The sequence below is a fragment of the Pseudoalteromonas luteoviolacea H33-S genome, assembly GCF_001625695.1.
GTDB classification, from domain to species: domain Bacteria; phylum Pseudomonadota; class Gammaproteobacteria; order Enterobacterales; family Alteromonadaceae; genus Pseudoalteromonas; species Pseudoalteromonas luteoviolacea_B.
In genome coordinates, this window is sequence record NZ_AUXY01000067.1 from 1 (window position 1) to 24,510 (window position 24,510).

Consider the following 24,510-nt stretch of genomic DNA (forward strand, 5'->3'; position numbering starts at 1 on the left):
TGTTGAATAGCGTCGTCGCTGAGCCAAATAGCAATATTGCCACGCTGTATCAACGCTCGGTTATAGTCAGACCAGTTCTTAATTTTCTTTGTCATGGTGGCTTGAGTTGCGTTATTGTTGTTTGATCTGATCACGCAAAAGGTCAGAAGTTCAAATATTTAGGAAACAAGGCCGTATTTCTAACCCCATGTATTGATACCTGACATCTTCTTTTAACCGATTTTAGTTTAAATTATAAAAGAATTTTAGGTTTTAAGTTAGAAAATTGACTGTTTTTTTAAGTTAAATAAACTTTATTTTAGAATGGTGAGAAAATCTGGTTTATAACTTTAAATTAAAAAAATAACTTTAATTATCAGAGGGTTTTGTTTAATTATTCTAAATTCTCGTATGGTTTTTGTGTTTTCTAACACTTATTTATTCGCTTTTAAGAATTAATCACGGAGTCTATTGGACAGTTATTTTTGATGTGGTTTAAAAATGTGTTGATATAATTTTTTTGCTGTGTAAATGTGTTTTTAATTTAAATGGTTGTAATAAATATGGTCATCGTTATGAATATCAAACTAAACAAAAAGAAAATAAAAACGCTATCTGCGGATAAAAAAGTCATACCTCAAGAACAAACTAATGGTATAGGCGGGGGTGGTACAATATCACTATTTAGTATATGTATTAATTACACTCGTGATTGTGCCACAGTCTCCCACTGAAGCTAATTGCACAAAATACTGCCCTTTATAATAGTTGTATTTTACTCATTGAAAACTAATGCATTGAAGGTTTAAGGTGTTTTTTTTGGGGTTTATTTAATTTTATAGAATTTAAAATAATTTACATTATGTGGTTGGAAATTATTAACTAATTTTAATAAGTTTTTTGAAGTGATGAATTAGGCTTGGTTTGATTTTTGAAATCTAGGGCCGTTTATTAATTAAAATATGTAAAAAAGGAAATTGTTATGAATATCAAGTTGAACAAAAAAAAGATAAAAACACTATCTGCGGATAAAAAAGTCATACCACAAGAGCAAACAGCTGATGTAGGTGGTGGTGCTATGTCACATGTTATTGTATGCTTCACATATAGTTTTGGTGGTTGTTGCGGTACAGTTGTACCAACAGGAATTGGATGCACACAAGGCTGCGAGCACTAATGACTTGGGGAGCTGAGGAGTTTGTGTTCTTCAGCTCATATTACCAATCTAATTGAAAACTGAATAATTAACACATTACCATATAAACACTTTTTACTTCGAAAGAGTCTTCATTTATTAATGTATAAATTGTTAGGTGAGCGCATATGTCGTTTCCGACATCGAACTTGTAATAATAATCAGTTTTGTCTCGCTCCACACCAATTGATATTATTTTCTGTTTCTTAAAGCTGAGAATTTCCTCTTTTTTCAAATTGGTTTCAACATTACTTTTGGTCGCTGCATCTAATAGTGAGTATATATTGGATAATATTTTATATAATGTAGGGTCAACGATTGGAGAAGATAAAAATGGCACGTCACTCCATTTCTTTTGTGAGCAATTTTTGCCACTTTCTAACCACACTAATTCACCAATATACTCACTGTTTACAACGGGCTCGATATAAGTAATATCTGAAGGGGATGTTCCTGAAAAGGTGGCACCTACAGCTCTTGACCTACAAATATTATAAGAGGACTTTATCGGCTCAAATAAAGCGCGAACTTGGCTTAGCCACTGAGTTGCTCTTAGTGATTGGAACTTAGCGCCATCAATAATATATGGCTTTTGAAAAGAGTTGAAGTATGCCTCAAGCAATTTTGCTTTGTCGGTTTCAGTTAATTGGGTGCTTTTTGCATGTATACTTAAAGGAATAAAAATAAATATTAAGATCAGAGTTTTTACCATATTAATATATTCTTTGAGCGCCATAATAACAGCTGTTTGTCATTCCTTTTTAGATATTATACACACTTATAACATTTTTTGTCGTTACTCATTTCTTACCTTGCGCGAGTATTTACGAAACCACTCAAAAATGAACTGGCCAGTTTACAAGGGCTTAATGCTTTTAGGTAAGCTGGATTTCACAAAGCTATACTTACAACCTTACTCAAATCGCAGTGGTTTGATTTCGGCCATTTTTCTTTGATTGATACAGGGCTTTATCAGCTCGATTGTAAAGGCACTCTAAAGAGCTGTCTTGGTTTTGCACTGAGGTTACACCACAGCTAACTGTTATGATAAGGCTGTCTTCGTCATGTTTGAGCGCCATATCTTTGATTGCTATTCTGATACGTTCAGCCAGTTTAGTTGCAAGGTCGACGTTTCCTTCCAACAAAATAACAAATTCATCTCCGCCTATCCGCATAAAGTGCTCTGACTTGCGGATCACTTGATTAATCACTTGGCTAAAAGTAACCAGTACTTGGTCGCCAACATGATGACCATAATTATCATTAAACTGCTTAAAATGGTCGATATCTATCATGATCATAGAAAACGGTTGTTTTTCTGTTTCCCAGAGTTTTAGCAGTTCATTGCCGACCGTATTTAGGCAGTGCCGGTTGTTTGCTTTAGTGAGTGGATCTGTTTCTGCACGTTTTTTGTGTTCGGTGATCTCCATTTGCGCATGAATGTAATTGGCCAACCAATTAGCAATGCATTCTAATTGGGCACCATCTTCCGGCTTATAAGTGTCTGGCTCTAAACTACCTAAATTCAGTGTGCCAAAGCATGTGCCTGAGTGCTGCAATGGGGCATCAACACAGGACCCAAGGCCGCCCTTGTGTAAGATTTGGCAATCAAGGTCTTTACTTTGTGCAAGGTTATTGTTTATTTCCAATTGCTTATTGGAATAAACTCGGCCAACCATAGTGCTACTGATGGGCAGGATGGTATTTGCCTCAATGGCGTTGTTGCCAAACAATGCGAACACTTCTAATGTTTCGTCTGAGCCATTATTCAAGCACACGCTCGCTCTATCTGACCCAATAATTTGCGGAAGCCAATTTGAAATTAAAGTTAATGTCTCATGCAAATCATTCGACTGCGACAACTCGTTTATAAATGTTATCGGTAGACAAATTGTGTCATGACTGGGTGAAGAAGACATACACATCGGCTAAAGGTGGTTGGTCACAGGCTTAGAGTATAGTTCAAGTACCAAAATCAACTAAGTTGGTAGGAGATAAAAAGCATCAACTTAAAAAGTCGATGCTTTTGGTGTAAAGGTTGAAATAGTTAGCCTATGGCTGCCTACATTGCTCGCTATCAAAGTCGACAATGATGCTGGTGTCTTTTGCATCACCAGAAACTTTTAAATATGACCAATACTGATTGCCAGCAGGGACGGTGATACACTCAGAAGTGGTACCAGAGTTAGACTCTGCATCTTTATCCCCATCACTTGGCCAGCCGCCATTTTTGTACAAGATATGTAAGTTGTTTTTGCCATGTGCAGTGGTGATGGCGATGTGATTTGCTGAGTCAACGCCGCCAATGCTCAGCCAAAGTGTGCCATTATCACCAAGGCATGCGGCTTTTCCAGCTTCTAACCGACCGCCAGAAATCGGTGATTGGGCTGCGCAGGCATTGGGCACAGATTGTATTGCATCGTTTGGTTTGATTGTTACTGTATAGTCTTCAACCTCACCATCGCCAATATCGCCGCAGGCCGAGACAGCTTCACCATTGTATTTCATTGCGATACGCATACGCGCAGATTTGCCTACACTACCATTCCGGATAGCGAGAGTACCAGTGACAGGGCCTTTGCCAGACAGATTATTCAGTACTTGCTCTGACTGTTCAAATTGACCATCGTTATTAAAGTCTATCCACGCAACCCAATGCTCTGTGTAGTTACCACCTGGGGTTAAGGTAAGTTGATTATCGCCTTCGGTTAGCTCAATCACTTTTGAGGTAAAATCACTGTAACCGTTTGCTTGTGACGGATTACTGAATGCACCTGATTGCACATTGGCTATCCATTCATATTTTGTATTACCTGATGCTTGACAGTAGCTCATGGTATTAACACTGACACTCGCTTGAGCGCTATGGTTTAGACCATCATTGTCGGTGACGGTTAAGGTAGCGGTGTAGTCTCCAGCCTCTGTATAGTTGTGGGTAGGATTTGCTGAACTACTGGATTGACCATCACCAAATTGCCACAGGTAACTGACAATGTTGCCATCTGGATCAGCCGAGTTATTACTACTAAATTGAATTGGCTGTCCGGCTTCACCACGATAAGGGCCGTTTGCAACGGCAACAGGTGCAAAGTTTTGCGCTTTGACTTGACTTGTTGCAGTATCTGAGGCGGTGTTTCCATCGTTGTCAGTGACGGTTAACTTCACCGAAAAAGTGTCAGCTCGGCTATAAGAGTGTGATGGATTGGCCTCTGTTGATGTATTACCATCGCCAAATTCCCACAAATAAGCTGTAATGCTGCCATTTGTATCAAATGAGCCTGCGCTGCTAAAACTGATTGGACTGTCAATCAAACCAGAGTAGGGGCCATTTGCTTGTGCGACTGGCAGCTCAGAATCGATAGCTCTTTCATAGTAAACAAGGAGTGTTGCATCACTGTATTCTAAAAATGGGTCAATCAAAAGGTTGAGTGTGCCACCGCCTGCGGATAATTCGCAGTATTCACTTAGCCTCGGGGCACTGAATGGCCCGCAATCAAATGTCTCTTTAGTGGGTATTGCGTTCATGCTGGCGTATAAATCAGGGTCGCCTTGATACCCACCTGTCATTACCGCTACTGTACGCAGCGCATCAGCTGGGATCTCGTATTGGTAGGTTTTAGGATCAGCGCCTTTTGCAGACTGTAAGTCTTTTACTTCGGCGAGAAAAACGCGTTCGCAACCAGCGCAAAGCGTGTTGTCACTTCCTGATATGACGCTGAGTGTCGCATTAGAATAAGCGCTATAAGCATCAATGGCTGCATGATAGCGCTCGACACTCGATGGCGCTGACAAAGTTACTAATTCTGGAGATCCTGCACTTCTAAAGGAAATGAAATCGGCATCCCAATTATCCCCTGTTTTGGTAGGGGCTTTGCCTTTTGAAACATACATATCCGGATCTTCATCGTATCCGTCAAGATAAAATGCGACGGCTTGCGTTCCCTCTGGGATTTGAATCTCGAAGTTATCAACTTCTCCTTTTGCACCGGATAGGTTAGTAAATGATTGAAGCACTTCGCCTTTGGGCGGTACGACTGCACCTGATGTACCATCCCAAGGGTGGTCAGCGTCACTGGTATATTCGCCTAAGCCAGTGGCAATGAGATTGGCGTTTGACCAAAGTGTCGCGCGGGCAGGGCCGTGGAGGGCTGCAGTCATACGATCGACCTGATCTTTAGTGAACATGGCGTAGTTATCGGAGTAGTGCATGAAGTTTTCAGTATTGGTGGCTTGCCCTAAGCAGTTTTTGGCATTCTCTTGCAATATGCTGCTACTCATTTGTGGCGTATCACAGGCACCGTCACCAGTGGCGTTACAAAACGCTTCTGAATGGATCGTACACCCACCATCAAACGTGTGAGGTAAATTTAACCAATGGCCAAATTCATGGGTTAATACAGAACGAAAGTTCTCATTGGTATTCGCACCAATGTAATCGCCATTATAGACAACGCGTGAAAGTCCATTTTGTGACATGCTCAGTTGCGGGTACCAAGCAACGCCTGAATTATTGGTTTTACCATCATCATACAAGTCTTGTTGAACATAAATATTCATATACTTGAAATTGTCCCAAGCATCAGCGGCGATTTGCTCATCAACCCCGCTGCCTTTGCCATACCCAGCTTTTTCTGGGTAGCGTACGATCCCTGTTGTTGGTTGTCCATTTGGGTCGATTTTGGCTAAAACAAATTCAATGTTTAGGTTTTTGCGGATTGCTTGGAATTCAGGGGAGATAGGGCCATCATCTGTAATAAGCCCTAAAAAGTCTTGATTAGATTTATTCAGTCCATCGATGACTTTTTGCTCTGTCAGACAATAATTCCCTGACTCACAGTTATACCTACCCCCGTAAATATGTACTACGACGGGAATATAATACCTTCCTGGTACACCAGTGCCATTTTTTGCAGCTAAATCATCTTGGGCTGCAAGGGTATTCATGATGTGTGATGAGAAGCTTGAACTTATCTTTGCTTGTCGGGCGTTTTCTTTTTGAATTGCAGACCAGCTTTGGCTGTTATGGTCAGTACCGCAGATTTGTCCCTCGTGTTTATGCGTGCTTAATTCAGCCACGCTAGTTTGTAATGGTTGGTTTTGTATACTTTCTCCAGCATAGGAATTAACCGATGCACAAAGCAGTGCTGCGGTGATGCAATTGAGTTTTAGCGATTGTTTAGGCCATGAACAGGCTGTTTTGGTTAAAGACATGTTGTTCTCCTGTAATCTATTTTTATTGTTAATGAAAGGGAGAGTTTATTGTTTAACTTGCACCTTAGTTAACAAATGGCATAGCTGCCTTACCTCTTGAGTGTGATTTAAAATTTATAGTTATTAGTAACTTAAAGTGTTTGTTTATTTCAAAAACAAGTATCACCTTGTAATAAACGTTTTTTAACTTACATCAATGAAAATAAATTGTATACAATATATTTTATTTTGTTTCTCAAGGTTTGAGACATATCTGAAGTTGAATGAGTAAAATGATGATGAAATATATAAGGTTAAGATCGTTTTATGGGTTACTTTTTTGATTGTGGTAGGAGTGTGTGTATGACAACTGAAGAAATACGTTCGTTAAGTGCTTGGTGGTCGATACAAGCTCCAGTGGATTATTATGAGTTTGAATAAGTCCACAACTTGGAATGAGCATGGCGTAGTTCCAGGTTACCCTATGGAAAGTCAGTATGTATTGGAACGGTCACTAACACTCATTACGCGGATTGATTAATTGCCTTAACCCCATTCAACTATTCACTGCGGAGTTTTAGCTTTCAATACTGCGTGTTATGAATTGAATAGATCTTCAGTGAATTACACTTAAATATCATAAGCTACATGTAAATCAAGATAGTAAACATAAAACATAAATAAAAAACTTACATTAGAGTTTTTACTTTATCCCACCTTCAAAAAAACAAATTTAGAATTAAATATTACTACCCATTTTAGGTAAGTCGTATTAATATTCGCCGCCTTTCTAGGAACGATTGAAAAATTGAACAGGATTTTGATTACTTTTTGTAGAAAAAGTTCACTGTAATTGACACTTCACAATGTGCGTTGTGCTGTCTATCAAGGTGCTCAGACTCTACCTAGTGATATCAAATTTGATTTGAATAGAGTAGTAATAGATCAATGACAACAAATCCTCGTTACAAAGAAGAAAAGCCGGCATTTCTTCGCTCGATACGTGTAAAATATTCGGCGCTATTTATCGCAATCTCTGTGTTCTTTATAGCAGTGGTTTCGATTAACTTTTTTCTTATATCTAAAACAGAAAAAAGCCTTAATGAAGTAGGTAATAAATTTAATCCTGCTATTTCTGCGGTTATCAATGCAGACAGAGACTTATATCAAGCCCACTCTGCGGAACAACACGTGTTGTACAGCGACAACCTATCGCAAAACTACGCCATTATTTATAGAGACTATAAAGAAAATGCCAAACAAGCATTGGAACGAATGAATAAATACCGTGAACTGATGCGCGATTATCCGAGTACATTGTCTCCGCTTTCTGGTTTTGATAGGCAATATCAGACTTGGCTTGTTGAATCTCAAAAAGTGTTTGATTTGATGAAGCAAGGGAATAAAACGGCGGCAATCAGACAAAGCGAAGGGGCAGCAACAAGAAGCTTTGATGCACTGAGAGATTACTTTAATGCAGCAGGTGAAAAGGCAGATACTATAAGTGAGCGTGTCAGCACACAATCCATAGCTGAAGTACAAAGTACTTTGACTGTGATTTTAGTCTTCAGCGCATTGGTCATTGCCTTAATTGTTGCCATTGGCTTGGTTGCACCGAAGCGAATGACCATTGCACTGAATGATTTAGTAGCTCAGCTGAGAGAAATGAGCAAAGGCGATGGTGACCTTACTAAACGTATAAACTCTACAAGGCAAGATGAAATTGGTGATGTTGCCAATGAGTTTGATAAATTTATATCAGGCTTGTCTGAACTTATTCGCACCATTGTAGATGAATCCATGACCGTTGCACAGGGCGTAGAGTCACTTGAAAAAGGCGCTAAGCACATTCATGACACCTGCTCGGATCAACTACAGTCAATTGAAGTCATTGTAACGGCGGTGAATGAAATGTCGTATGCAATCAGAGAAGTAGCTGAAAATGCCAGCTCCACAGCGGAAGATTTAGCCGGTGTAAATAGGCTAACAGAAGAAGGCGCTAACATTACCAATAATACCGTAACAGAAATAAACCAACTGTCGGAAATTATTGAGCATGCAGCAGGTACTATCTCAAAAGTATCTGAAGATTCAACGAACATTACTTCTGTGCTGGATGTGATCCGCGGAATTGCAGAGCAAACCAATTTACTGGCGCTCAATGCCGCCATTGAAGCAGCTCGAGCAGGAGAGCAGGGTAAGGGGTTTGCGGTGGTCGCAGATGAAGTAAGAACCCTAGCAAGCAAAACACAGCAATCGACAGAGAATATTCAGCAAATGATCGCAAACTTACAAAGCGGTGTAGAGCAAGCTGTAACCTCTATTGAACAAGGGAATGAAACAACGCACTCAACGGTGACGTGTTCAAATCAAACTTTAGCGTCTCTTGGGAAAATTGCTTCAGCATCACAGCGTGTCTCTGATATGGCAATACAGACAGCGACGGCGACAGAAGAGCAAAGTAAAGTAACAGATGATATCAGCAGCAATTTGACGCAAATGTCGGAAGGTACAAGATTAAATTTTGATACCGCAGTAGAAAATGGAGAAATTGCCGATCAAACTATGTTAAGTGCGCAGCGTCTGCGTGAGGCCGTGGGTGGGTTTAAGCTGAGTTAACTCACTTCAACTAATCTTAAAAAGCGATTGCCTAGTATTGGCTGGGCCATCGCTTAACTTCATTAATCTCTTCAACTCCTTTCAAGCTTTTCTTTGCTCGTAGCTCATAGCAACTTTTTGAAATTGATGTAAGTATATGCTTTTATTGCACTTGTATTATTCATCTACACAACAATAAGGAATCATTTTGTGGCTAGAGAGTATAACGGCGGGTGCTTGTGCGGAAACATTCGATTTGTCGCAACAGGTGAAGCGCGTAACCCACATACTTGCTCGTGTAAAATGTGTCAGCGTCATAGCGGTTCATTAACTCAAGTATGGGTTGAATTTGATAAAAAAGACGTTAATTGGGTTGGGCCGGGGGGAATTCCGAAAACTTGGCGCTCTTCAGACTATTCATCACGTAGCTTTTGCGACGTGTGTGGTAGCACATTAGGGGCTATAGATGACGACCCAGTGATTGCATTAGTGCTTGGCACTTTTGATTCGCCCAATAGAGTCGCACTTAGGCCAACCTCACATTCTTATGTATCAAAAAAGCCGAAGTGGTGGCATGTTAACGCTGAGGTTTGATAACGTCACAAACTGTTGTATTAATAGTTAAGGAGCGCGAAATGATAAAAAATACAATTAAAGTGATCACATGTGGTGTTCTGTTAAAGCGTGTATCTGGTGGCAGTGGTGGAGATCAACTCCCAAAAGAAAAAAGGCCGGGCACGGGTAACTAATGACACAAGCTTGTCGTAATTATCACTAAAAAAATTAGTTAAATTTGGGAAGAATCAATCATGAATCAACATGAAAAACTCAATTATGTGGAGTTTGCTGCAAATGATTTGCAAGCGTCAAAAGTTTTCTTTACTCAGGTTTTTGGTTGGGAATTCGTCGATTATGGCCCCGAATACACTGCCTTTTCAAACCAAGGGCTAGATGGCGGTTTTTACAAGGCAGATCTATCGAGTCAAGTTACAAGCGGTGGCGCGCTATTGGTATTTTACAGTCGTGATATTAAGGCAACACAGGCAAAGGTAGTTGAAAATGGCGGTGAAGTTGTAAAACCTATCTTTGAATTTCCGGGCGGCTGTCGCTTTCACTTTGTAGAGCCAAGCGGTAATGAATTCGCTGTCTGGTCAGAAACGCAGTAGTTTGATTTAAATATCTTAGTGAATTAAAAAGCACAACTGATCCATACCGTTACTCAATTCGTTTAGTGAGAAAAGACTAACACGAGATAAAGGTATGTTTGGATTTTTAAAACCTGACCCAGTAAAAAAACTCAGAAAGATTTACGACAAAAAGCTTGAGCAAGGTATGCATGCGCAAAGAAATGGAGACATTAAGGGCTATGCCATGTTAACAGCTGAAGCTGAGGCTATTTGGAAAGAGATTGAGACATTGCAAAATAAAAGCAATTAGCTTGAAGTTGTTAAGATTAATATCGCACAAAAAACGGCCATTCTAAATTAAGGGTATGGTCGTTTTCACTATTTTATTCTTATTTATGGAATAAATAGGCGCACTTCACTTACTGTAAGATGTTATTTATTGTATCCTCCTTGTGAATATGTATTAAAAACAAGGACAACATACGGATGATGACATCGGTTTTCAAATCGGCCAGATTTGCCGCACTCTACACAATAATTGCTGGCACGACATTGGCTGCACACGCTAACTCCGTAGACGACCTCATTAAAGACACCATGGAAAAACGCAATATTCCTGGGTTGCAACTTGCAGTGGTGAAAAACAGTAAAATAGTAAAAGCCCAAAGCTATGGTGTGGCTAACTTACAACATGACGTACCGGTTAAAAACAGCTCTATTTTTTCGATAAATTCAATGACGAAATCCTTCACAGGGGTTGCCTTAATGCAATTGGAAGAGCAAGGCATATTGTCAATTGACGATGAAATTGGCAAACATTTACCTGATTTACCCAAAGCGTGGAAAAAGATTAAAATTAAACACCTGATGGCCCACACCTCTGGCTTACCAAGGATTTTAAGCGGACATAACATTGACTTAATTGTGAGAGGCAATCCAAAGGCGTCTTGGGATAAAGTGCAAACATTACCTATGGCGTCTGAAGTGAATAGCCAATTTTCTTATAACCAAACGGGCTATGTGATTGTCGGTAAAATCATTGATAAATACGTTGATGGTAGCTTTATTGAGTTTATAACAGAGCATCAGTTAAAACGCGCCAAGATGAATTTAACCGCCGACGCTGGTTTTGAATATATGACGCCAGTGATTAAGGATCAGGCGCAGCAGTACGTTTATGATGGTCAAAACAAGCGCTTTATTAATATTCAGGGTCAGTTTTCATACATGATGAGAACCGCAGCAGGTATGAATTCAACTGCGACAGAATTGGCCAATTACCTGATTGCGCTTACAAACAAAAAACTGACTAAAAACTTGGACGGGCTTTGGGCGCCGGTGGTGCTTAATGATGGCACCATCAGAGGCTTTGATAAGCTGCAAAATGGTTATGCTATTGGTTGGCAAGTGATAGACAGAGAAAATCACCCTGCGGTCAGTGCCAGCGGCGGTAACGCGGTAACCATGGTGTATTACCCAGAAGATAATGTTTCTGTGGTTGTGCTAACAAACCTTGCTGGTGCTTTACCCATTCATTTTGCCGATAAAATAGCAGCAGAATATATCGAAGGGTTTGCATTGTAATTACCAGCATTATGAGTGGTGCGGTCTGATTACAACTATCAGGCCGTTTAATACGAGTGAAATAGCATAGGTCTTTAGGTGGGGGACACCGATATAGTTCGTAAAACAGCTTCCTTATTACTCACAGCATACAACGCTCATTGTTTTCAAACCAAAATAATTATTCAACAATATACCTTTAAGATATTTTCTTGATATATAAAAGCATGAGGGAAAATAATGAAAGGAGCTCTACCTAGTTTTTTAATTTTATTTCTAGAGTCTTGCATGCCAAGCAATGTCTACGATGCACCTAAAACAATGGACTTGATAGCCAAAACAGAAGCAGCCGCACCACACTCTATTTATGGCGTTTATCGTTTTAAAGTTAAGTCTGCCGCAAGGCGAGGAAGTGTTGTATTTTTAAATACTGAAGATGATTATCGTGATAGGCGCAGTGTTGCAATCGTACTGGATTTAGAGGAAATAAAACAGCTTACTAAACTGCATCGACAAAGTCCTGAGGTGTTCTTTTTGAATAAACAAGTAGAAGTTGTTGGCGAGGCGTATAGAGCAAAAGTTAATCTTTATTGCTTACCGGGTGTTAAACCAACGCAGTACTATTACCAAACACGGATATCAATACAACATTATGATTTTATTAAAGTAATAAACGAGATAGGAGAGGTGACTTAAAGCAAGGTTCAAGTCACCCAAAAGACTATTTTCGAAGTGAAATAGAGTTCGCTTCTATATCAATCTTGCCCTGCTTAAATAAGCCACCAATGGCTTTTTTAAAGTTAGCTTTACTGGTTGAAAAAGCTTGCTTGATAAGCTGAGGGTCTGACTTGTCACCTAAAGGTAAAAAGCCGTTGTTTTCTTCTAGCTTGGCAAGGATTTGCTCACCAAGGCCTGAAATCTTCTCGATCCCCGGTTTTTCAAGTAATACGTCGATTTTGTCGCCTTCGCGTACTTGCTTAATAAAGCCTTTCATGCGCTGGCCGATGTACATACGCTTAAATACCGTATTAAAGAACACCATGCCAAAGTGCGTTTCATTAATAACCACTTTGTAGCCAAGATCTGTTTTAGCAGCCACGATTAAGTCGACTTCTTGGTTTTTCTCGTAATTTGCAGGTGTTTTATTAACAAACTTATTGAGGTTACTTGAAGCACATAAACGCTTGCTGGCATTGTCCAAGTAGAGCTTTACAAGGTAGCTATAGCCTTCACGCATTTTTGGCTTTTGCTCGTTGTAAGGTGCAAGTACATCTTTTGCAATGCCTAAGTCCATAAATGCACCAACCTTGTTGATTTGCTTCACACGAAGTAAGGCAAATTCACCCACTTGTGCAATGGGATCTTTGGTAGTTGCACAGGCATGACCTTGGTTATCTGAATAAATAAAGACTTCGATGTTGTCGCCTTCCTCTAAATATTCAGGCTTTTCATCCAAAGGCAAAAATACATCACCCAGTTCTTTGCCGTCGAGGTATGCGCCTTCTGCACAGATCTCTTCAATCATTAAAAATTGCTTAGTTCCTAGCATGGTTTATTCCTCAGTTGGCTTTGGTTTTCTGCGAAGTGGTGCATGACCATCCACATCAAATGGTGCTGCAATTGGTTTTTTCGGCGCTTTTGGCTTTTTAGTAAACTTGCGTTTTTGTTCTGGCTTGTTCGCTTTTTGCGGCTTCTTACCTTTATAAGCAGGCTTTTTCGGCTTTTCTTTAAAGCCTTTAAATTTACCTTCTAAGCCTTCTACAGTGTGGAAAGTCAGTTCTTCTTTTAAGTACTGAGCAATCGCCTTGTAGCTCTTCCAATCTTTTGGACCAACCAGTGACGCCGCAGTGCCTTTGAATCCAGCACGTCCTGTACGACCGATACGGTGAACGTATTCTTCAGCTTGCTTTGGCAAGTCAAAGTTGATCACGTGCGTGACGTTTAACAAGTCAAGACCACGTGAAGCAACATCGGTAGTCACTAACACTTTATAAATACCACGGCTGAATGCATCCATGATATCTAGGCGCTTGTTTTGTGCTAAATCACCAGCAAGGCCAATTGCCTTGATGTCCATCTCATTTAACAGCTCACTTAAACGCGTTGTGTCTTGGCGAGTCGCGGTAAAGATGATGCACTGGCCAACTTCGTCTTGTTGAACAAAGTGTTTAAGTAACGCTTCTTTGTGATCAAGGTGGTCTGCGAAATACAGCGCTTGTTGAATGTCGCCGTGTTTTTCGTTACTGCCACTTAATAAAATCTTTTTTGGAGACTTTAATAGTGCTTTGGCAGTGATCTCAACTTGCGCGTGCTCTAGGGTCGCTGAGAACAACATAGTTTGACGCAGGCGGTGGTCAGCTTGGCTGTTAATCGCATTAAGCTGCTTGTCAAAGCCCAAATCAAGCATTCGGTCTGCTTCATCAAAAATAAGCAGCTCAAGGCCAGACAAGCGCAGAGATTGCTGCTCTAGGTGGTCAGTAATACGACCCGGTGTGCCAATCACAAAGTGCGGGTTTTTACGTAGCGCTTTAACCTGATCATTAAAGTTCTCACCACCGAGTACCTTAGTGGCTGTCATTGCCGTACCTGCAATTAATAGACGGCACTGTGAAAATACTTGGTTCGCAAGCTCTCGGGTAGGGGCAACAATGAGTACACGTGGGTCGCGCTTACTCAGCGCTTTTTGTTTCATTACACGCTGAACAGCAGGTAATAAAAACGCCAAGGTCTTTCCTGAACCGGTTTTTGACTGGGCAAAAACATCGTGGCCTGCAAGTGCGGTAGGGATAGCATGAGCTTGGATCTCTGTTGGCTCATTAATTCCTTGATGTTGTAATTGCTTCTCAAAGCGTAGGTCAAGGCCGAGTTCGGAAAATCTCAAAGTTACTTTCTCCAGTCATTATTCTAAAAAACGCGCCATTATAGCAAAGTGCCAGACAAAGGCACTATATAAATATAAGGTTAAAACTGTTTTTGCTTTTGTTTTAATCACTTGGAACAAAAACTCAGCACTTGATTCTGCGTGTTTTGCATTTGTTTCATAAATCCGTAAAATACACGCCTCAGCGCCGGATTTACGATTCGGTTTGTGCCTACGCGTCGTGTTTAAGTGTAGGTTGTTTTAAAGCTTATAAAAGAGAATTATTATGACTAAACCTTATGTTGTTTGTGCAATGTATAAGTTCGTTTCACTGCCTAATTTTGAGCAGATCCGCCAACCTTTATTGCAAGTAATGGAAGAAAATGAAGTGCGTGGTACGCTACTTCTAGCAGAAGAAGGTATTAACGGTACCGTTGCAGCGCAGCGTGAAGGCATTGATGCATTGCTAGCATGGCTAGACAAACAACCAGGTTTAGACAACATCGTTTACAAAGAGTCTTACGACGAAACATGTCCGTTCTACCGCACTAAAGTGAAATTGAAAAAAGAGATCGTGACCATGGGTGTACACGGTATCGACCCGAAAAAAGTGGTAGGTACTTATGTTAAGCCTGAAGATTGGAATGCGCTTATTTCAGACCCTGAAGTGGTACTTGTTGATACACGTAACGATTATGAAATTGAAATTGGCACGTTCAAAAACGCGGTTGACCCAAAAACGAAAACTTTCCGCGAATTCCCTGAATGGGCTGAAAAAAACCTAGACCCTAAGAAAAACAAAAAAGTAGCTATGTTCTGCACTGGTGGTATTCGCTGCGAAAAATCAACTGCTTACATGAAAGAGCAGGGTTTTGAAGAGGTTTATCACCTAGAAGGCGGTATTCTTAAGTATTTAGAAGACGTGCCAAAAGAAGAGACAATGTGGGAAGGTGAGTGTTTCGTATTTGATAATCGCGTCGCGGTTGACCATGACCTAAACAAAGGCTCTTATGAGCAATGTCACGCATGTCGCATGCCTATCACTGAAGAAGAAATGCAATTAGAGCAGTACATGGAAGGGGTATCATGCCACCACTGCTTCGACAATGTGAGTGAAGAGCAAAAAGCTCGCTTTGCAGAGCGCCAAAAGCAAATGGAACTGGCAAAAGAGCGTGGTGAAGGCCATATTGGTCACGAAGCGCAAGAAGCACTGCGTCAACGTAAAGAGCAAAAGCAAGCGCAAAAAGAAGCGCAGCGTAAGCAATCAGCTTAATTTGCTCTAGCTTTTAAAAAGTAATATCGATTTTTAACGCCCTCGGTCATATGGCCGAGGGCGTTTTTGTTTGAGTGCCTCAACACCTATTCCTTCTATTGATTTTATAAATATACGTAAATTCAATGGATTATAATTTGGTTTTCTGATTAAAGAATAGATTTGAGCGTGCTCAATAATATTTGTTGCTGATTTGGGTTCCTCTGACATGTGCGCTTATACTCAAGTAGGATAAGTTTATACCGTACAATAATAATGAATGCGCCAACCCAATCAGAATTAACCATTTCACTGCAAGCTTTTTCAAAGCAAAGTCATCAATTTTGGTCTTTACAGATCTTAGGCTGGATTGGTTACACCGTCGTTGTATTTATCTCGATTATTCATCCACAGTTTGATGACAGCAACTTTAACTTAATTGGCCAGTTATTGAACTTGGCAGTTGAGGTGGGGTTTGGCTTTATCTTGTCGTTTTTACAGTGGTCGATCATCAGGCGTATCGTGCATTGGCCGCTTAAGCGTACTTTAATAGCAAGCTTTGTCAGCGCTGCTATTTTAGGCTTGGTATTTAATATCATTAAGCTGGCTTCATATAAAACCATAGTTTACAACCAAGTATGGTATCAAGAACTTAATATGCTTGAGTTTGGTGGATGGTTTTTGTTTTCGGTTTCTACCATGTTTGTGTGGACCGCGATATTTTTTATTATGCTCTACAACGCGCGTTTGCAAAAAGAGCATGAAATGTTGCTTAGAGCCCAAACGGCGGCAAAAGATGCACAGCTGCAAATGCTGAGATATCAGCTAAATCCTCACTTTATGTTTAACACCATGAATGCCATCTCGACTTTGATCATGAAAAAAGAGAATGATATGGCACAAGAGATGTTAGACAAACTCTGTGATTTCTTCCGTGCGTCGCTCCAACACGACACATCAGATGCGAGTCACCTAGGCAAAGAACTAGAGCTAATCGAATTGTATTTGAGTATTGAGAAAGTTCGATTTGGGGAACGCCTAAAGGTTAATTTTGACATCGACGACAAGGCAAAGCAGGCCAAGATCCCTCCTTTGGTTTTACAGCCGATTGTAGAGAACGCGATTAAATACGGGGTTGAAGCGAGAAAACAGCAAAGCCTCATAGATATTCAGGTTACTAAACAAGATGAGCATTTAAAGGTTTTGGTCGAGAACGACGGGGGAGTCTCAAGCAAACCCAATGAAAAAGGCTTTGGGATAGGGTTAAGTAACACCAAAGAGCGCCTAGAAACCTTTTTTAGTACGCCATGTGAACTCGACGTTGAGAATGGTAATACAAAAACACGCGTCACATTGATTATCCCCTTTGTGATAGCAAAATAAGAATTGGAAACAAATATGATTACTGCGGTACTGGTGGATGATGAACCTCTGGCAATAGAAGGTCTAAGACTTAGACTTGAGAACATATCTGATATTCAGATAGTCGGAGAAGGGTTTGACGGCGATGATGCAATTCGCTTGTGTCATGAGCACCAGCCAGATGTATTGTTTATTGACTTAAGGCTGCCGGGACTCAGTGGCCTTGAAGTGGTTCAAGGTTTGCAGTCAGATACGATGCCACTAGTTGTGTTTGTCAGTGCGTATAGCGACTATGCGATAGAAGCTTTTGAACTGAACGCTTTGGATTACCTCATGAAGCCTGTGAATCTTGGCAGGCTTAAAAAAACAGTAGACAGGATCCGTGACTCTCTCAGTGAATCAACTCGGTCTCAAAAGAGTGAAGAAAAAGCCAAGCTTTTAAAAGCGTTAGGTGAATCATCAGGCCTAAGTATTTCACAGTTACAAGAGTGGCTAGATAAAGAAAGCGCGCCATTTCCGACAAAGCCAAGACATGAATTACTGATCAAGAATCATGACAATGAGCAAGTGTTCTTATGCGTCGATGACATTATGTGGGTTGATGCTGCTGGGGATTACATGTGTATTCACACTGATAAGGAAAACTATGTTGTGCGGATCACGCTCAAGCGACTCTGTGAAGAGTTAGACAATAAGACGTTTGCACGAATTCATAAATCCACCTTGGTCAATGTGAATTTTGTTAAAAGTTTTACCACACTAAAGAACAATGAATCGATGTTGGATTTAGGGGGAGATATCCGGCTCAAAGTGAGCCGGAATTATAGTGATACATTGAAGTCATTACTGAAATCTCGTGTGGGAGATACATTTTTGTAGTCATTATACCTCACATTTCATCGCGTAATTGTTTCGTTTTGTCGTGCGCGGTGCAGCTGCACCAGCATTGACGCAAAATTGCACCGCGATAGCGCATTTCAATTGTCACATTATTATCTTTCTATCAATATTTTAACTGCCAAATTTACATTTTTAATTTGCATTTAAACTAAATGCATTTGGCCAAATGACAACGATAAATGTGCCAAGGTTCACAGTGGGATGTTTTTAAATAAGAAAATATCACATATGCACTGTGGGCAAATGTGGAAGTGATGAAATGAAACCAACAGTAAACCAAGTGTTTGGCGTTTGCCTGCTGAGTGCGACACTGCAAGGGTGTGGCGGGGGCGCTGAAACGAACACTGATACCAGCCAAATCTCACCAGAAGTTCCCGTCTCTGATTGGCAACTCGTATGGAGTGATGAGTTCGATACAGACACCATTGATGCCAATAAATGGCTGCATGAAGTGAATTGTGCAGGTGGCGGTAACAATGAGCAACAATGCTATACAGACAGTAATGACAACTCTTATATTGATAATGGCGTACTCCATATTGTCGCTTTACCGGCGGCAGAGGGGGAGCAAAAACCCTATACGTCAGCAAGGTTAAGTTCTAAAAACAAAGCAGATTTCAAGTATGGACGTTTTGAAGTGCGGGCGAAATTACCATCTGGCCAAGGAAGTTGGCCAGCATTTTGGCTGTTACCCACAGATGAGGCATACGGTGGATGGCCAAAGTCCGGTGAAATTGATGTGGTTGAGTCGGTAAATCTAAAAGCAAAACGAGAAGATGGGACCTTAGAGCGACATGTATATGGCACTTTACATTATGGTAAAGACTGGCCAGACAACGAATCAAGTGGCAAAGAATACTTATTACCAGATGATATGAACCCCGCGGATGACTTTCACACTTATGCCATTGAGTGGCAAGAAGGGGAAATTCGTTGGTATGTGGATGGCTACCTATACCAAACTCAGCGCCGTTCGCAAGCGCTTTATAATGGTAATGGTGATGCAGTAGGGCTAGTTTATCGCGGATGGTTCACAGAGTACTTTGGACAAGATTCTGGCGAGTTAGAAACACATTGGGACAACGCGCCGTATGACCAAGCATTCCATATGCTACTCAATCTTGCAGTTGGGGGAGACTGGCCTGAGAGCGTCAATGAGTTAGGCGTAGATGCCTCTGCTTTTGCCAACGGTCAGCATTTTGAGATCGATTATGTGCGTGTGTATCAATGCCAAATTAACCCAGAGACGGGTAAAGGGTGTGACACAGTACGCGGTGGCTTTGATAGTTTAGAGGATGCATTAGTGGAGGGCAAAGCACCCACGCCAATTCCGCCTTCTTCCGGCATCGCCCAGGACCTAGATATATTTACCGGTACACCCAATCCGAACTGGCCAGCTTGGGACTGCTGTGGCGGGTCAACACCAGCCTTAGTCGATGACGCTGAAAAAGGCGCTGTGTATGAATTTGTGGTTGGAGAAAGCCCAACCGTGAATGGGTTTATTTCTCGCGAGGATTTTATTACTGATCCTGAGGGTGAAGCCACGCCTTTTGATGCAAGCCCGCTTATAAGTAGCGGTACGCTGAGTTTTGAAATGAAGGTAGTGAGTTTACCAAGTTCCACTGACACCCCCTGGCTTTTAAAAGTTGAAAGCGTTGATGCATCAACGGTAGCCGAAGTTGCCTTGACCACCAGTGTTGAAGGTCAAGCACCGGCACTTGGACAGTGGCAAACGTACACATTTCCTTTGCAAGCTTTGGTAGATAGCGGGCTTACTCCGAATGCAATCGATGCTGTGATGATATTCCCAACGTGGGGCAGTGGCGAGGGCGCGGTATATCAAGTTACCAACATGCGCATTGCTGGCGATGGCGTATCTGCGCCTCAACCATTTGTCGTTTTTGAAGAGTCGATTAATCCAGATTGGCCATTATGGGACTGCTGTGGAGGCACAACACCACAAATTGTTGAAGACGATGCCCAGCACGGCAATGTTGCTGAGTTCTCTGTGGGGAGTGAACCAACTGTCTTAGGTTTTATATCACGCACTGACAATACCTCCGAAGCAGGGGGATCACCAGCACCGTTTGACGCCTCACCGATGTTTGACAATGGCATGCTTCAATTTGAAATGAAAGTCGTTAATGCGCCAGCGAACGCCGAATCGGTTTGGAAGTTAAAATTAGAGAGCAACAATGCTGAAACCGCTGCAGAGCTCGACCTCAACAGTAGCATTGAGGGTTTAGCACCGGTTACAGGGAAATGGCAAACCTATACATTTAAGATCTCTGATTTAGCCAGCGCAGGGCTGGATGTGAGTGCCATTGACGTGGTGATGATTTTCCCAGAATGGGGCACGGGTGAAGGCGCACTTTATCGCGTCGATAATGTGAAATTCTATCAACCAATGGATGCGCCAACATTCGAAGGGCATGTGCTATTTCAAGATGATGTGCTGTCACAGTGGTCACTATGGGACTGTTGCGGTGGGTCGACACCTGAAATCGTTAATGATGATGCACAACATGGCATGACGGCTGAATATACCATCGGTGGCGAACCGACAGTGGTTGGTTTATTTGCAGACGATGGTGTTTATCTCGATAGCAGTGAGTTTTTGCAATCGGGGGTCATTCAATTTGAGATGAAAGTGGTGAATGCGCCCGCCAACGCAGAGTCTGTTTGGAAGTTCAAGATTGAATCTATGGATGCGACCACCGCGGTTGAGCTGGACTTGGCAGCAAGTCAAGAAGGTAAAGCACCAGCCGTTGGTCAATGGCAAACCTATACTTATTCCCTGCAAAGTTTATTAGAAGCAGGGTTAGATGTGACAGCGATTGATGTTGTGATGGTCTTTCCCGCTTGGGGAACTGGTGAAGGGGCTGTATTTAGGCTAGATAACGTGCTTATCTACAATCCAAGTTCAGTGCCTCAAGCTCAGTCTCTTACGCTTTTTAAAGATGGACAAAACAGTAGCTGGCCAATTTGGGATTGTTGTGGCGGCTCTATCCCTACAGAGCAGCAAGACGATGCAGAGCATGGTATGACAGCTGAATTCTCAATTGGCGCCGAGCCGACGGTGATGGGATTTTTGGCAAATGCTGGTGCACATTTTGATGCAAGTGCTTTGCTAGCAGAGGGAGTTGTTCGTTTTGATATGAAAGTGGTCAACGCCCCTAATGACGCCGGTAGTACTTGGAAATTCAAAATTGAATCACTCGATGCGCAAACAGCTGTTGAGCTCGATTTGAGTGCGAGCATTGAAGCTCAAGCGCCAGTTACAGGGCAGTGGCAAACCTATACCTACTCTTTACAGTCGTTGGCTGACGCAGGCTTAGATTTATCAAAAATCAATGTGGTGATGGTGTTCCCTGCATGGGGTACTGGCGAAGGTGCGGTTTACAGAGTTGATAACGCAGAAATCACGGTGCCGTAACGCGGCAAATACAAGGGGGTAAATTTACCCCCAGAACAGAGAATTTATGTAGGTTAGTTATGAAACAAGTTCAATTTGTATCTTCGCGCGTGGCTTTGTGTGTGTCATTAGCTCTATCAGGGCAGGTATATGGTGAAGAACAATCAGCAACAAATTTAACGACAGATGCGCAAAATACAGAAATAGAAGTCATTGAGATCCGTGGGATCAAGGGCAGTTTGACCCGTGCTATGAATCTAAAAAGAAGTGCATCAGGGGTTGTGGATGCGATTTCAGCAGAGGAAATGGGTAAATTTCCAGACACAAACTTGGCTGAATCTCTACAGCGCATTACTGGTGTTGCGGTTAGTCGAAGTAATGGTGAAGGCTCCCAGATCACAGTCAGAGGCTTTGGTCCGGATTTCAATTTAATTACATTAAATGGTCGACAAATGCCTGGTACAGGTAACTCAAGATCTTACAGCCTTGAGAATTTATCTGCTGATGGTGTAATGGCATTAGAGGTATTTAAAACAGCACGAGCGGAAAACCCAAGTGGTGGCCTAGGCGCCACAGTTAACATTGTGACTAGAAAACCGCTGGCAAGTCCCGGTGAGCGCTATACCTTTTCGGCAAAAGCGATTCATGATTCGTCAAACGTCGAAAATGACGATGTCACGCCTGAATTATCAGCGCTTTATTCCAACACCTTTATTGACGATACATTTGGTGTGTCGTTCTCTCTTACACATCATGAAAGAGATTTTCAAAAGCAACAGGCGCATATTCAGGGCTGGCAAGCCAATGTCGATTTGCCCGGTAATATCGATGACAGCAAGGTGATTGATCCTAGGCCATTAGATAAAGATGGGAATCGAGTAGGAGATCACTTTTTTCCTCGTGACATGAACTATGGCATTGAAGATTTAGAAAGGGACAGAACCAATGGCCATATTGTGTTTCAGTATGCGCCCACTGATGACCTAGTGTTCTCAGTAGACTATACCCATACCAAAGCCGTGACAGGCAAAAATGGCATAGGTTGGGGGATGTGGAATGAATATGGCGGCAATATCAATGCCTATGAGTTAGATGAAAATGGCACAGCGGTTTTTGCCGATATTAGCGGCAATGACGGCTCTTTTACCGCATCACGCTCAACAACCGAAGTCATTGAAAAGTCCGCAGGTATCAATATCGACTGGCAAATTAATGACGTATGGCATATCGCCGTGGATTATCATGACTCATCAAGTGAAACTGATAACGGTATTGATAAAGGCATCGGTAGTGAAGGTTCTTTGGTGTTGGGTTCAGATCAGTTACGCACTAAAAACTATGATTATCGCACCGGTGATATTCCACATGCGCAAATACATTGGCTGAATGGCTCCACAACACTGCTTGAAAGTGAAATTGACTCGCACTTTAGCCAGTTTGTTCACTCACCTGGAAAGGCTGAAGTTCAACAGTTGCAAATAGATGCAACATGGGAAAATGACCGCTTTGACATTCCACTGATTGATGTCAAATTTGGTGTTGCTATGACGGACCAAACGATGGGCGGCTCTAACGCTTGGAGTGGTCTAATTGGCGGTTTTTTGTTTAATCCGGCGTGGCCACAAATGTTCCCTGACAGCATGTTTATCAGAAACAATACCAATGGGTTTTTAGATGCATTTGCCAGTGGCGGTGCAAATTTGAGCCCGAATTATTACTATACCTTTGACTTTGATGAGGTAGTAGCACGCTCTGAAGCATTCCTCACCAATGAGGTGCTCGGCGGTGACGATTATTTTGCCACCACGGCTTACCATGATATGGGGACTTTTTCTCGAGGCTCTGTTCAAGAAGAGACAATGAGCTTTTATGTTCAGAGTGCTTGGGAATTTGAAGTCGCCTCATTCCCAGTTGCTTTGAATATCGGGGTTCGATATGAAGAAACCGATGTAACCAGTGTTGATGAACAACAAATTCCGATTTCGGTTTGGTGGCTAGGTGGCAGTGAGTGGCACACACAATATCTCCCAGAGGATAATACTTATACTTCTGAAGGACAGCATGATGTGCTGCTGCCAATGCTTGATGTGAAAGTGGATATCACCGATGAGTTGGTAGGCCGAGTCTCTTGGGGTAAAACCATTACACGTGCACCACTGGGTGATTTGGCGGGGGGACGCGTGCTCTCTGGAAGCCCTAAAATAGGTTCACGTAACGGCAATGAAGGTAATACAAATTTAGAGCCATTTGAGTCTACAAATTTAGATTTAAGCCTTGAATATTATTACGATGAAAGCAGTTACGCAGCAATCGGTTACTTTAAAAAGTCAGTTAAAAACTTCATTGGAAGTCGGGTTAATGAAACAACTATTGATGGATTTAAAGATATTTATCAAGGTCCGAGATGGAATCAAGCGGTTGCCGATATTGAAGCGCGCGGTGAGCAAGCAACCAGTGATGCTATTTTTCTGCAAATGCAGGCTAATGGCGCGACGCTTAACTCGCAAGGTTACATTGAACCTGCTGACGATGATCCATCATTAGTTTGGCAAATAACCCAACCATTTAATGCCACAGATACTAAAAAGGTCGATGGATTTGAAGTGGCCTTTCAGCATGTGTTTGGTGAAAGTGGCTTTGGCATCGGACTAAACGCAACGTTTGTCGATGGCGACGTGGAATTTGATGTAAACAGTTTAGATCAGCAAACACCGCTAACGGGGTTAAGTGATTCTGCAAATGCACAAGTCTTTTATGAGAAAGATGGACTGTCTATTAAGTTGACTTACGCGTGGCGTGATGAGTATTTGATAGGCGTTGGTCAAGATCAAGGTTCTGCTGACAATCCGCCGCAGTTTGCCAAGGCGTATGCCCAGTTAGATGCCAGCGTAAATTACGACCTTGATGAACGCTGGACGGTCTTTTTTGAGGGCATAAATCTCAACGATGAAACCGAACAAGGTTTTGGACGATTTGAACGACAGTTCTTATTCGCAAGGCAGTACGGCCCGAGGTATACCTTGGGTGTGAGATACAGCTTTCAGTAAATCTAATCACTTACTTATCTCT

General features: G+C 41.8%; 16 protein-coding genes and 1 pseudogene. 12 read left to right on the forward strand and 5 right to left on the reverse strand.

Annotated elements, in window-relative coordinates; all coding sequences use genetic code 11:
• The first annotated feature begins 961 nt into the window (after positions 1-961).
• Positions 962-1,156, forward strand: coding sequence for a hypothetical protein (locus tag N477_RS09610; protein WP_063363512.1), 195 nt, complete (start codon positions 962-964; stop codon positions 1,154-1,156).
• Between the two features lie 67 nt (positions 1,157-1,223).
• Here N477_RS09610 and N477_RS09615 read toward each other — a convergent pair whose 3' ends face one another.
• The 3 genes from N477_RS09615 to N477_RS09625 all read right to left on the reverse strand — a co-directional run bounded on the left by N477_RS09615 (position 1,224) and on the right by N477_RS09625 (position 6,385).
• Entirely contained in the window at positions 1,224-1,910 is a 687-nt protein-coding gene (locus N477_RS09615; protein ID WP_063363513.1) for a hypothetical protein, read from the reverse strand.
• A 181-nt stretch (positions 1,911-2,091) separates the two neighbouring features.
• Positions 2,092-3,093, reverse strand: coding sequence for a sensor domain-containing diguanylate cyclase (locus N477_RS09620; protein ID WP_063363514.1), 1,002 nt, complete (start codon positions 3,091-3,093; stop codon positions 2,092-2,094).
• Between the two features lie 133 nt (positions 3,094-3,226).
• A complete protein-coding gene (locus N477_RS09625) occupies positions 3,227-6,385 on the reverse strand; it encodes a M43 family zinc metalloprotease (RefSeq protein ID WP_063363515.1) in 3,159 nt (1,052 codons plus the stop codon).
• A gap of 927 nt (positions 6,386-7,312) precedes the next feature.
• Here N477_RS09625 and N477_RS09630 point away from each other — a divergent pair.
• From N477_RS09630 to N477_RS09650, 6 genes are all read left to right on the forward strand, one after another.
• Complete coding sequence (locus tag N477_RS09630) at positions 7,313-8,983, forward strand: methyl-accepting chemotaxis protein (RefSeq protein ID WP_063363516.1); 1,671 nt, start codon at positions 7,313-7,315, stop codon at positions 8,981-8,983.
• 189 nt (positions 8,984-9,172) lie between these two features.
• A complete protein-coding gene (locus N477_RS09635) occupies positions 9,173-9,556 on the forward strand; it encodes a GFA family protein (protein ID WP_063363517.1) in 384 nt (127 codons plus the stop codon).
• A 215-nt stretch (positions 9,557-9,771) separates the two neighbouring features.
• Entirely contained in the window at positions 9,772-10,128 is a 357-nt protein-coding gene (locus tag N477_RS09640; protein ID WP_063363518.1) for a VOC family protein, read from the forward strand.
• A gap of 94 nt (positions 10,129-10,222) precedes the next feature.
• Positions 10,223-10,399, forward strand: a complete 177-nt coding sequence (locus tag N477_RS26000) for a DUF6435 family protein (protein WP_152614486.1) — start codon at positions 10,223-10,225, stop codon at positions 10,397-10,399.
• 176 nt (positions 10,400-10,575) lie between these two features.
• Positions 10,576-11,673, forward strand: coding sequence for a serine hydrolase domain-containing protein (locus N477_RS09645; RefSeq protein ID WP_063363519.1), 1,098 nt, complete (start codon positions 10,576-10,578; stop codon positions 11,671-11,673).
• Between the two features lie 219 nt (positions 11,674-11,892).
• The gene (locus tag N477_RS09650; protein WP_063363520.1) at positions 11,893-12,348 is read left to right on the forward strand and encodes a hypothetical protein; all 456 of its coding nucleotides are present in this window, start codon (positions 11,893-11,895) and stop codon (positions 12,346-12,348) included.
• Between the two features lie 25 nt (positions 12,349-12,373).
• Here N477_RS09650 and N477_RS09655 read toward each other — a convergent pair whose 3' ends face one another.
• Together N477_RS09655 and N477_RS09660 are read right to left on the reverse strand one after the other, a co-directional pair.
• Positions 12,374-13,201, reverse strand: coding sequence for a S1 RNA-binding domain-containing protein (locus tag N477_RS09655; RefSeq protein WP_063363521.1), 828 nt, complete (start codon positions 13,199-13,201; stop codon positions 12,374-12,376).
• 3 nt (positions 13,202-13,204) lie between these two features.
• Entirely contained in the window at positions 13,205-14,533 is a 1,329-nt protein-coding gene (locus tag N477_RS09660; protein ID WP_046357871.1) for a DEAD/DEAH box helicase, read from the reverse strand.
• Positions 14,534-14,798: 265 nt separating this feature from the next.
• Between N477_RS09660 and N477_RS09665 the strand changes: the two genes are divergently transcribed.
• The 5 genes and pseudogenes from N477_RS09665 to N477_RS09685 all read left to right on the forward strand — a co-directional run bounded on the left by N477_RS09665 (position 14,799) and on the right by N477_RS09685 (position 24,488).
• On the forward strand, positions 14,799-15,785 hold the full coding sequence (locus N477_RS09665; RefSeq protein WP_063363522.1) for a rhodanese-related sulfurtransferase: 987 nt from the start codon (positions 14,799-14,801) through the stop codon (positions 15,783-15,785).
• 255 nt (positions 15,786-16,040) lie between these two features.
• A complete protein-coding gene (locus N477_RS09670) occupies positions 16,041-17,147 on the forward strand; it encodes a sensor histidine kinase (RefSeq protein WP_063363523.1) in 1,107 nt (368 codons plus the stop codon).
• Positions 17,148-17,162: 15 nt separating this feature from the next.
• On the forward strand, positions 17,163-18,005 hold the full coding sequence (locus tag N477_RS09675) for a LytR/AlgR family response regulator transcription factor (RefSeq protein ID WP_063363524.1): 843 nt from the start codon (positions 17,163-17,165) through the stop codon (positions 18,003-18,005).
• Between the two features lie 280 nt (positions 18,006-18,285).
• Positions 18,286-20,943: pseudogene (locus N477_RS09680) on the forward strand (family 16 glycosylhydrolase); the annotation flags it as partial.
• Between the two features lie 578 nt (positions 20,944-21,521).
• Complete coding sequence (locus N477_RS09685; RefSeq protein ID WP_063363526.1) at positions 21,522-24,488, forward strand: TonB-dependent receptor; 2,967 nt, start codon at positions 21,522-21,524, stop codon at positions 24,486-24,488.
• The last annotated feature ends 22 nt before the right edge of the window (positions 24,489-24,510 follow it).

Coding starts and splice junctions, on each gene's coding strand:
- N477_RS09675 (WP_063363524.1), top strand. CDS start 17,163: ATGATTACTGCGGTACTGGTGGATGATGAACCTCTGGCAATAGAAGGT.
- N477_RS09610 (WP_063363512.1), top strand. CDS start 962: ATGAATATCAAGTTGAACAAAAAAAAGATAAAAACACTATCTGCGGAT.
- N477_RS09685 (WP_063363526.1), top strand. CDS start 21,522: ATGAAACAAGTTCAATTTGTATCTTCGCGCGTGGCTTTGTGTGTGTCA.
- N477_RS09620 (WP_063363514.1), bottom strand. CDS start 3,093: ATGTCTTCTTCACCCAGTCATGACACAATTTGTCTACCGATAACATTT.
- N477_RS09630 (WP_063363516.1), top strand. CDS start 7,313: ATGACAACAAATCCTCGTTACAAAGAAGAAAAGCCGGCATTTCTTCGC.
- N477_RS09670 (WP_063363523.1), top strand. CDS start 16,041: ATGAATGCGCCAACCCAATCAGAATTAACCATTTCACTGCAAGCTTTT.
- N477_RS09650 (WP_063363520.1), top strand. CDS start 11,893: ATGAAAGGAGCTCTACCTAGTTTTTTAATTTTATTTCTAGAGTCTTGC.
- N477_RS09615 (WP_063363513.1), bottom strand. CDS start 1,910: ATGGCGCTCAAAGAATATATTAATATGGTAAAAACTCTGATCTTAATA.
- N477_RS09645 (WP_063363519.1), top strand. CDS start 10,576: ATGATGACATCGGTTTTCAAATCGGCCAGATTTGCCGCACTCTACACA.
- N477_RS09625 (WP_063363515.1), bottom strand. CDS start 6,385: ATGTCTTTAACCAAAACAGCCTGTTCATGGCCTAAACAATCGCTAAAA.
- N477_RS09655 (WP_063363521.1), bottom strand. CDS start 13,201: ATGCTAGGAACTAAGCAATTTTTAATGATTGAAGAGATCTGTGCAGAA.
- N477_RS26000 (WP_152614486.1), top strand. CDS start 10,223: ATGTTTGGATTTTTAAAACCTGACCCAGTAAAAAAACTCAGAAAGATT.
- N477_RS09665 (WP_063363522.1), top strand. CDS start 14,799: ATGACTAAACCTTATGTTGTTTGTGCAATGTATAAGTTCGTTTCACTG.
- N477_RS09640 (WP_063363518.1), top strand. CDS start 9,772: ATGAATCAACATGAAAAACTCAATTATGTGGAGTTTGCTGCAAATGAT.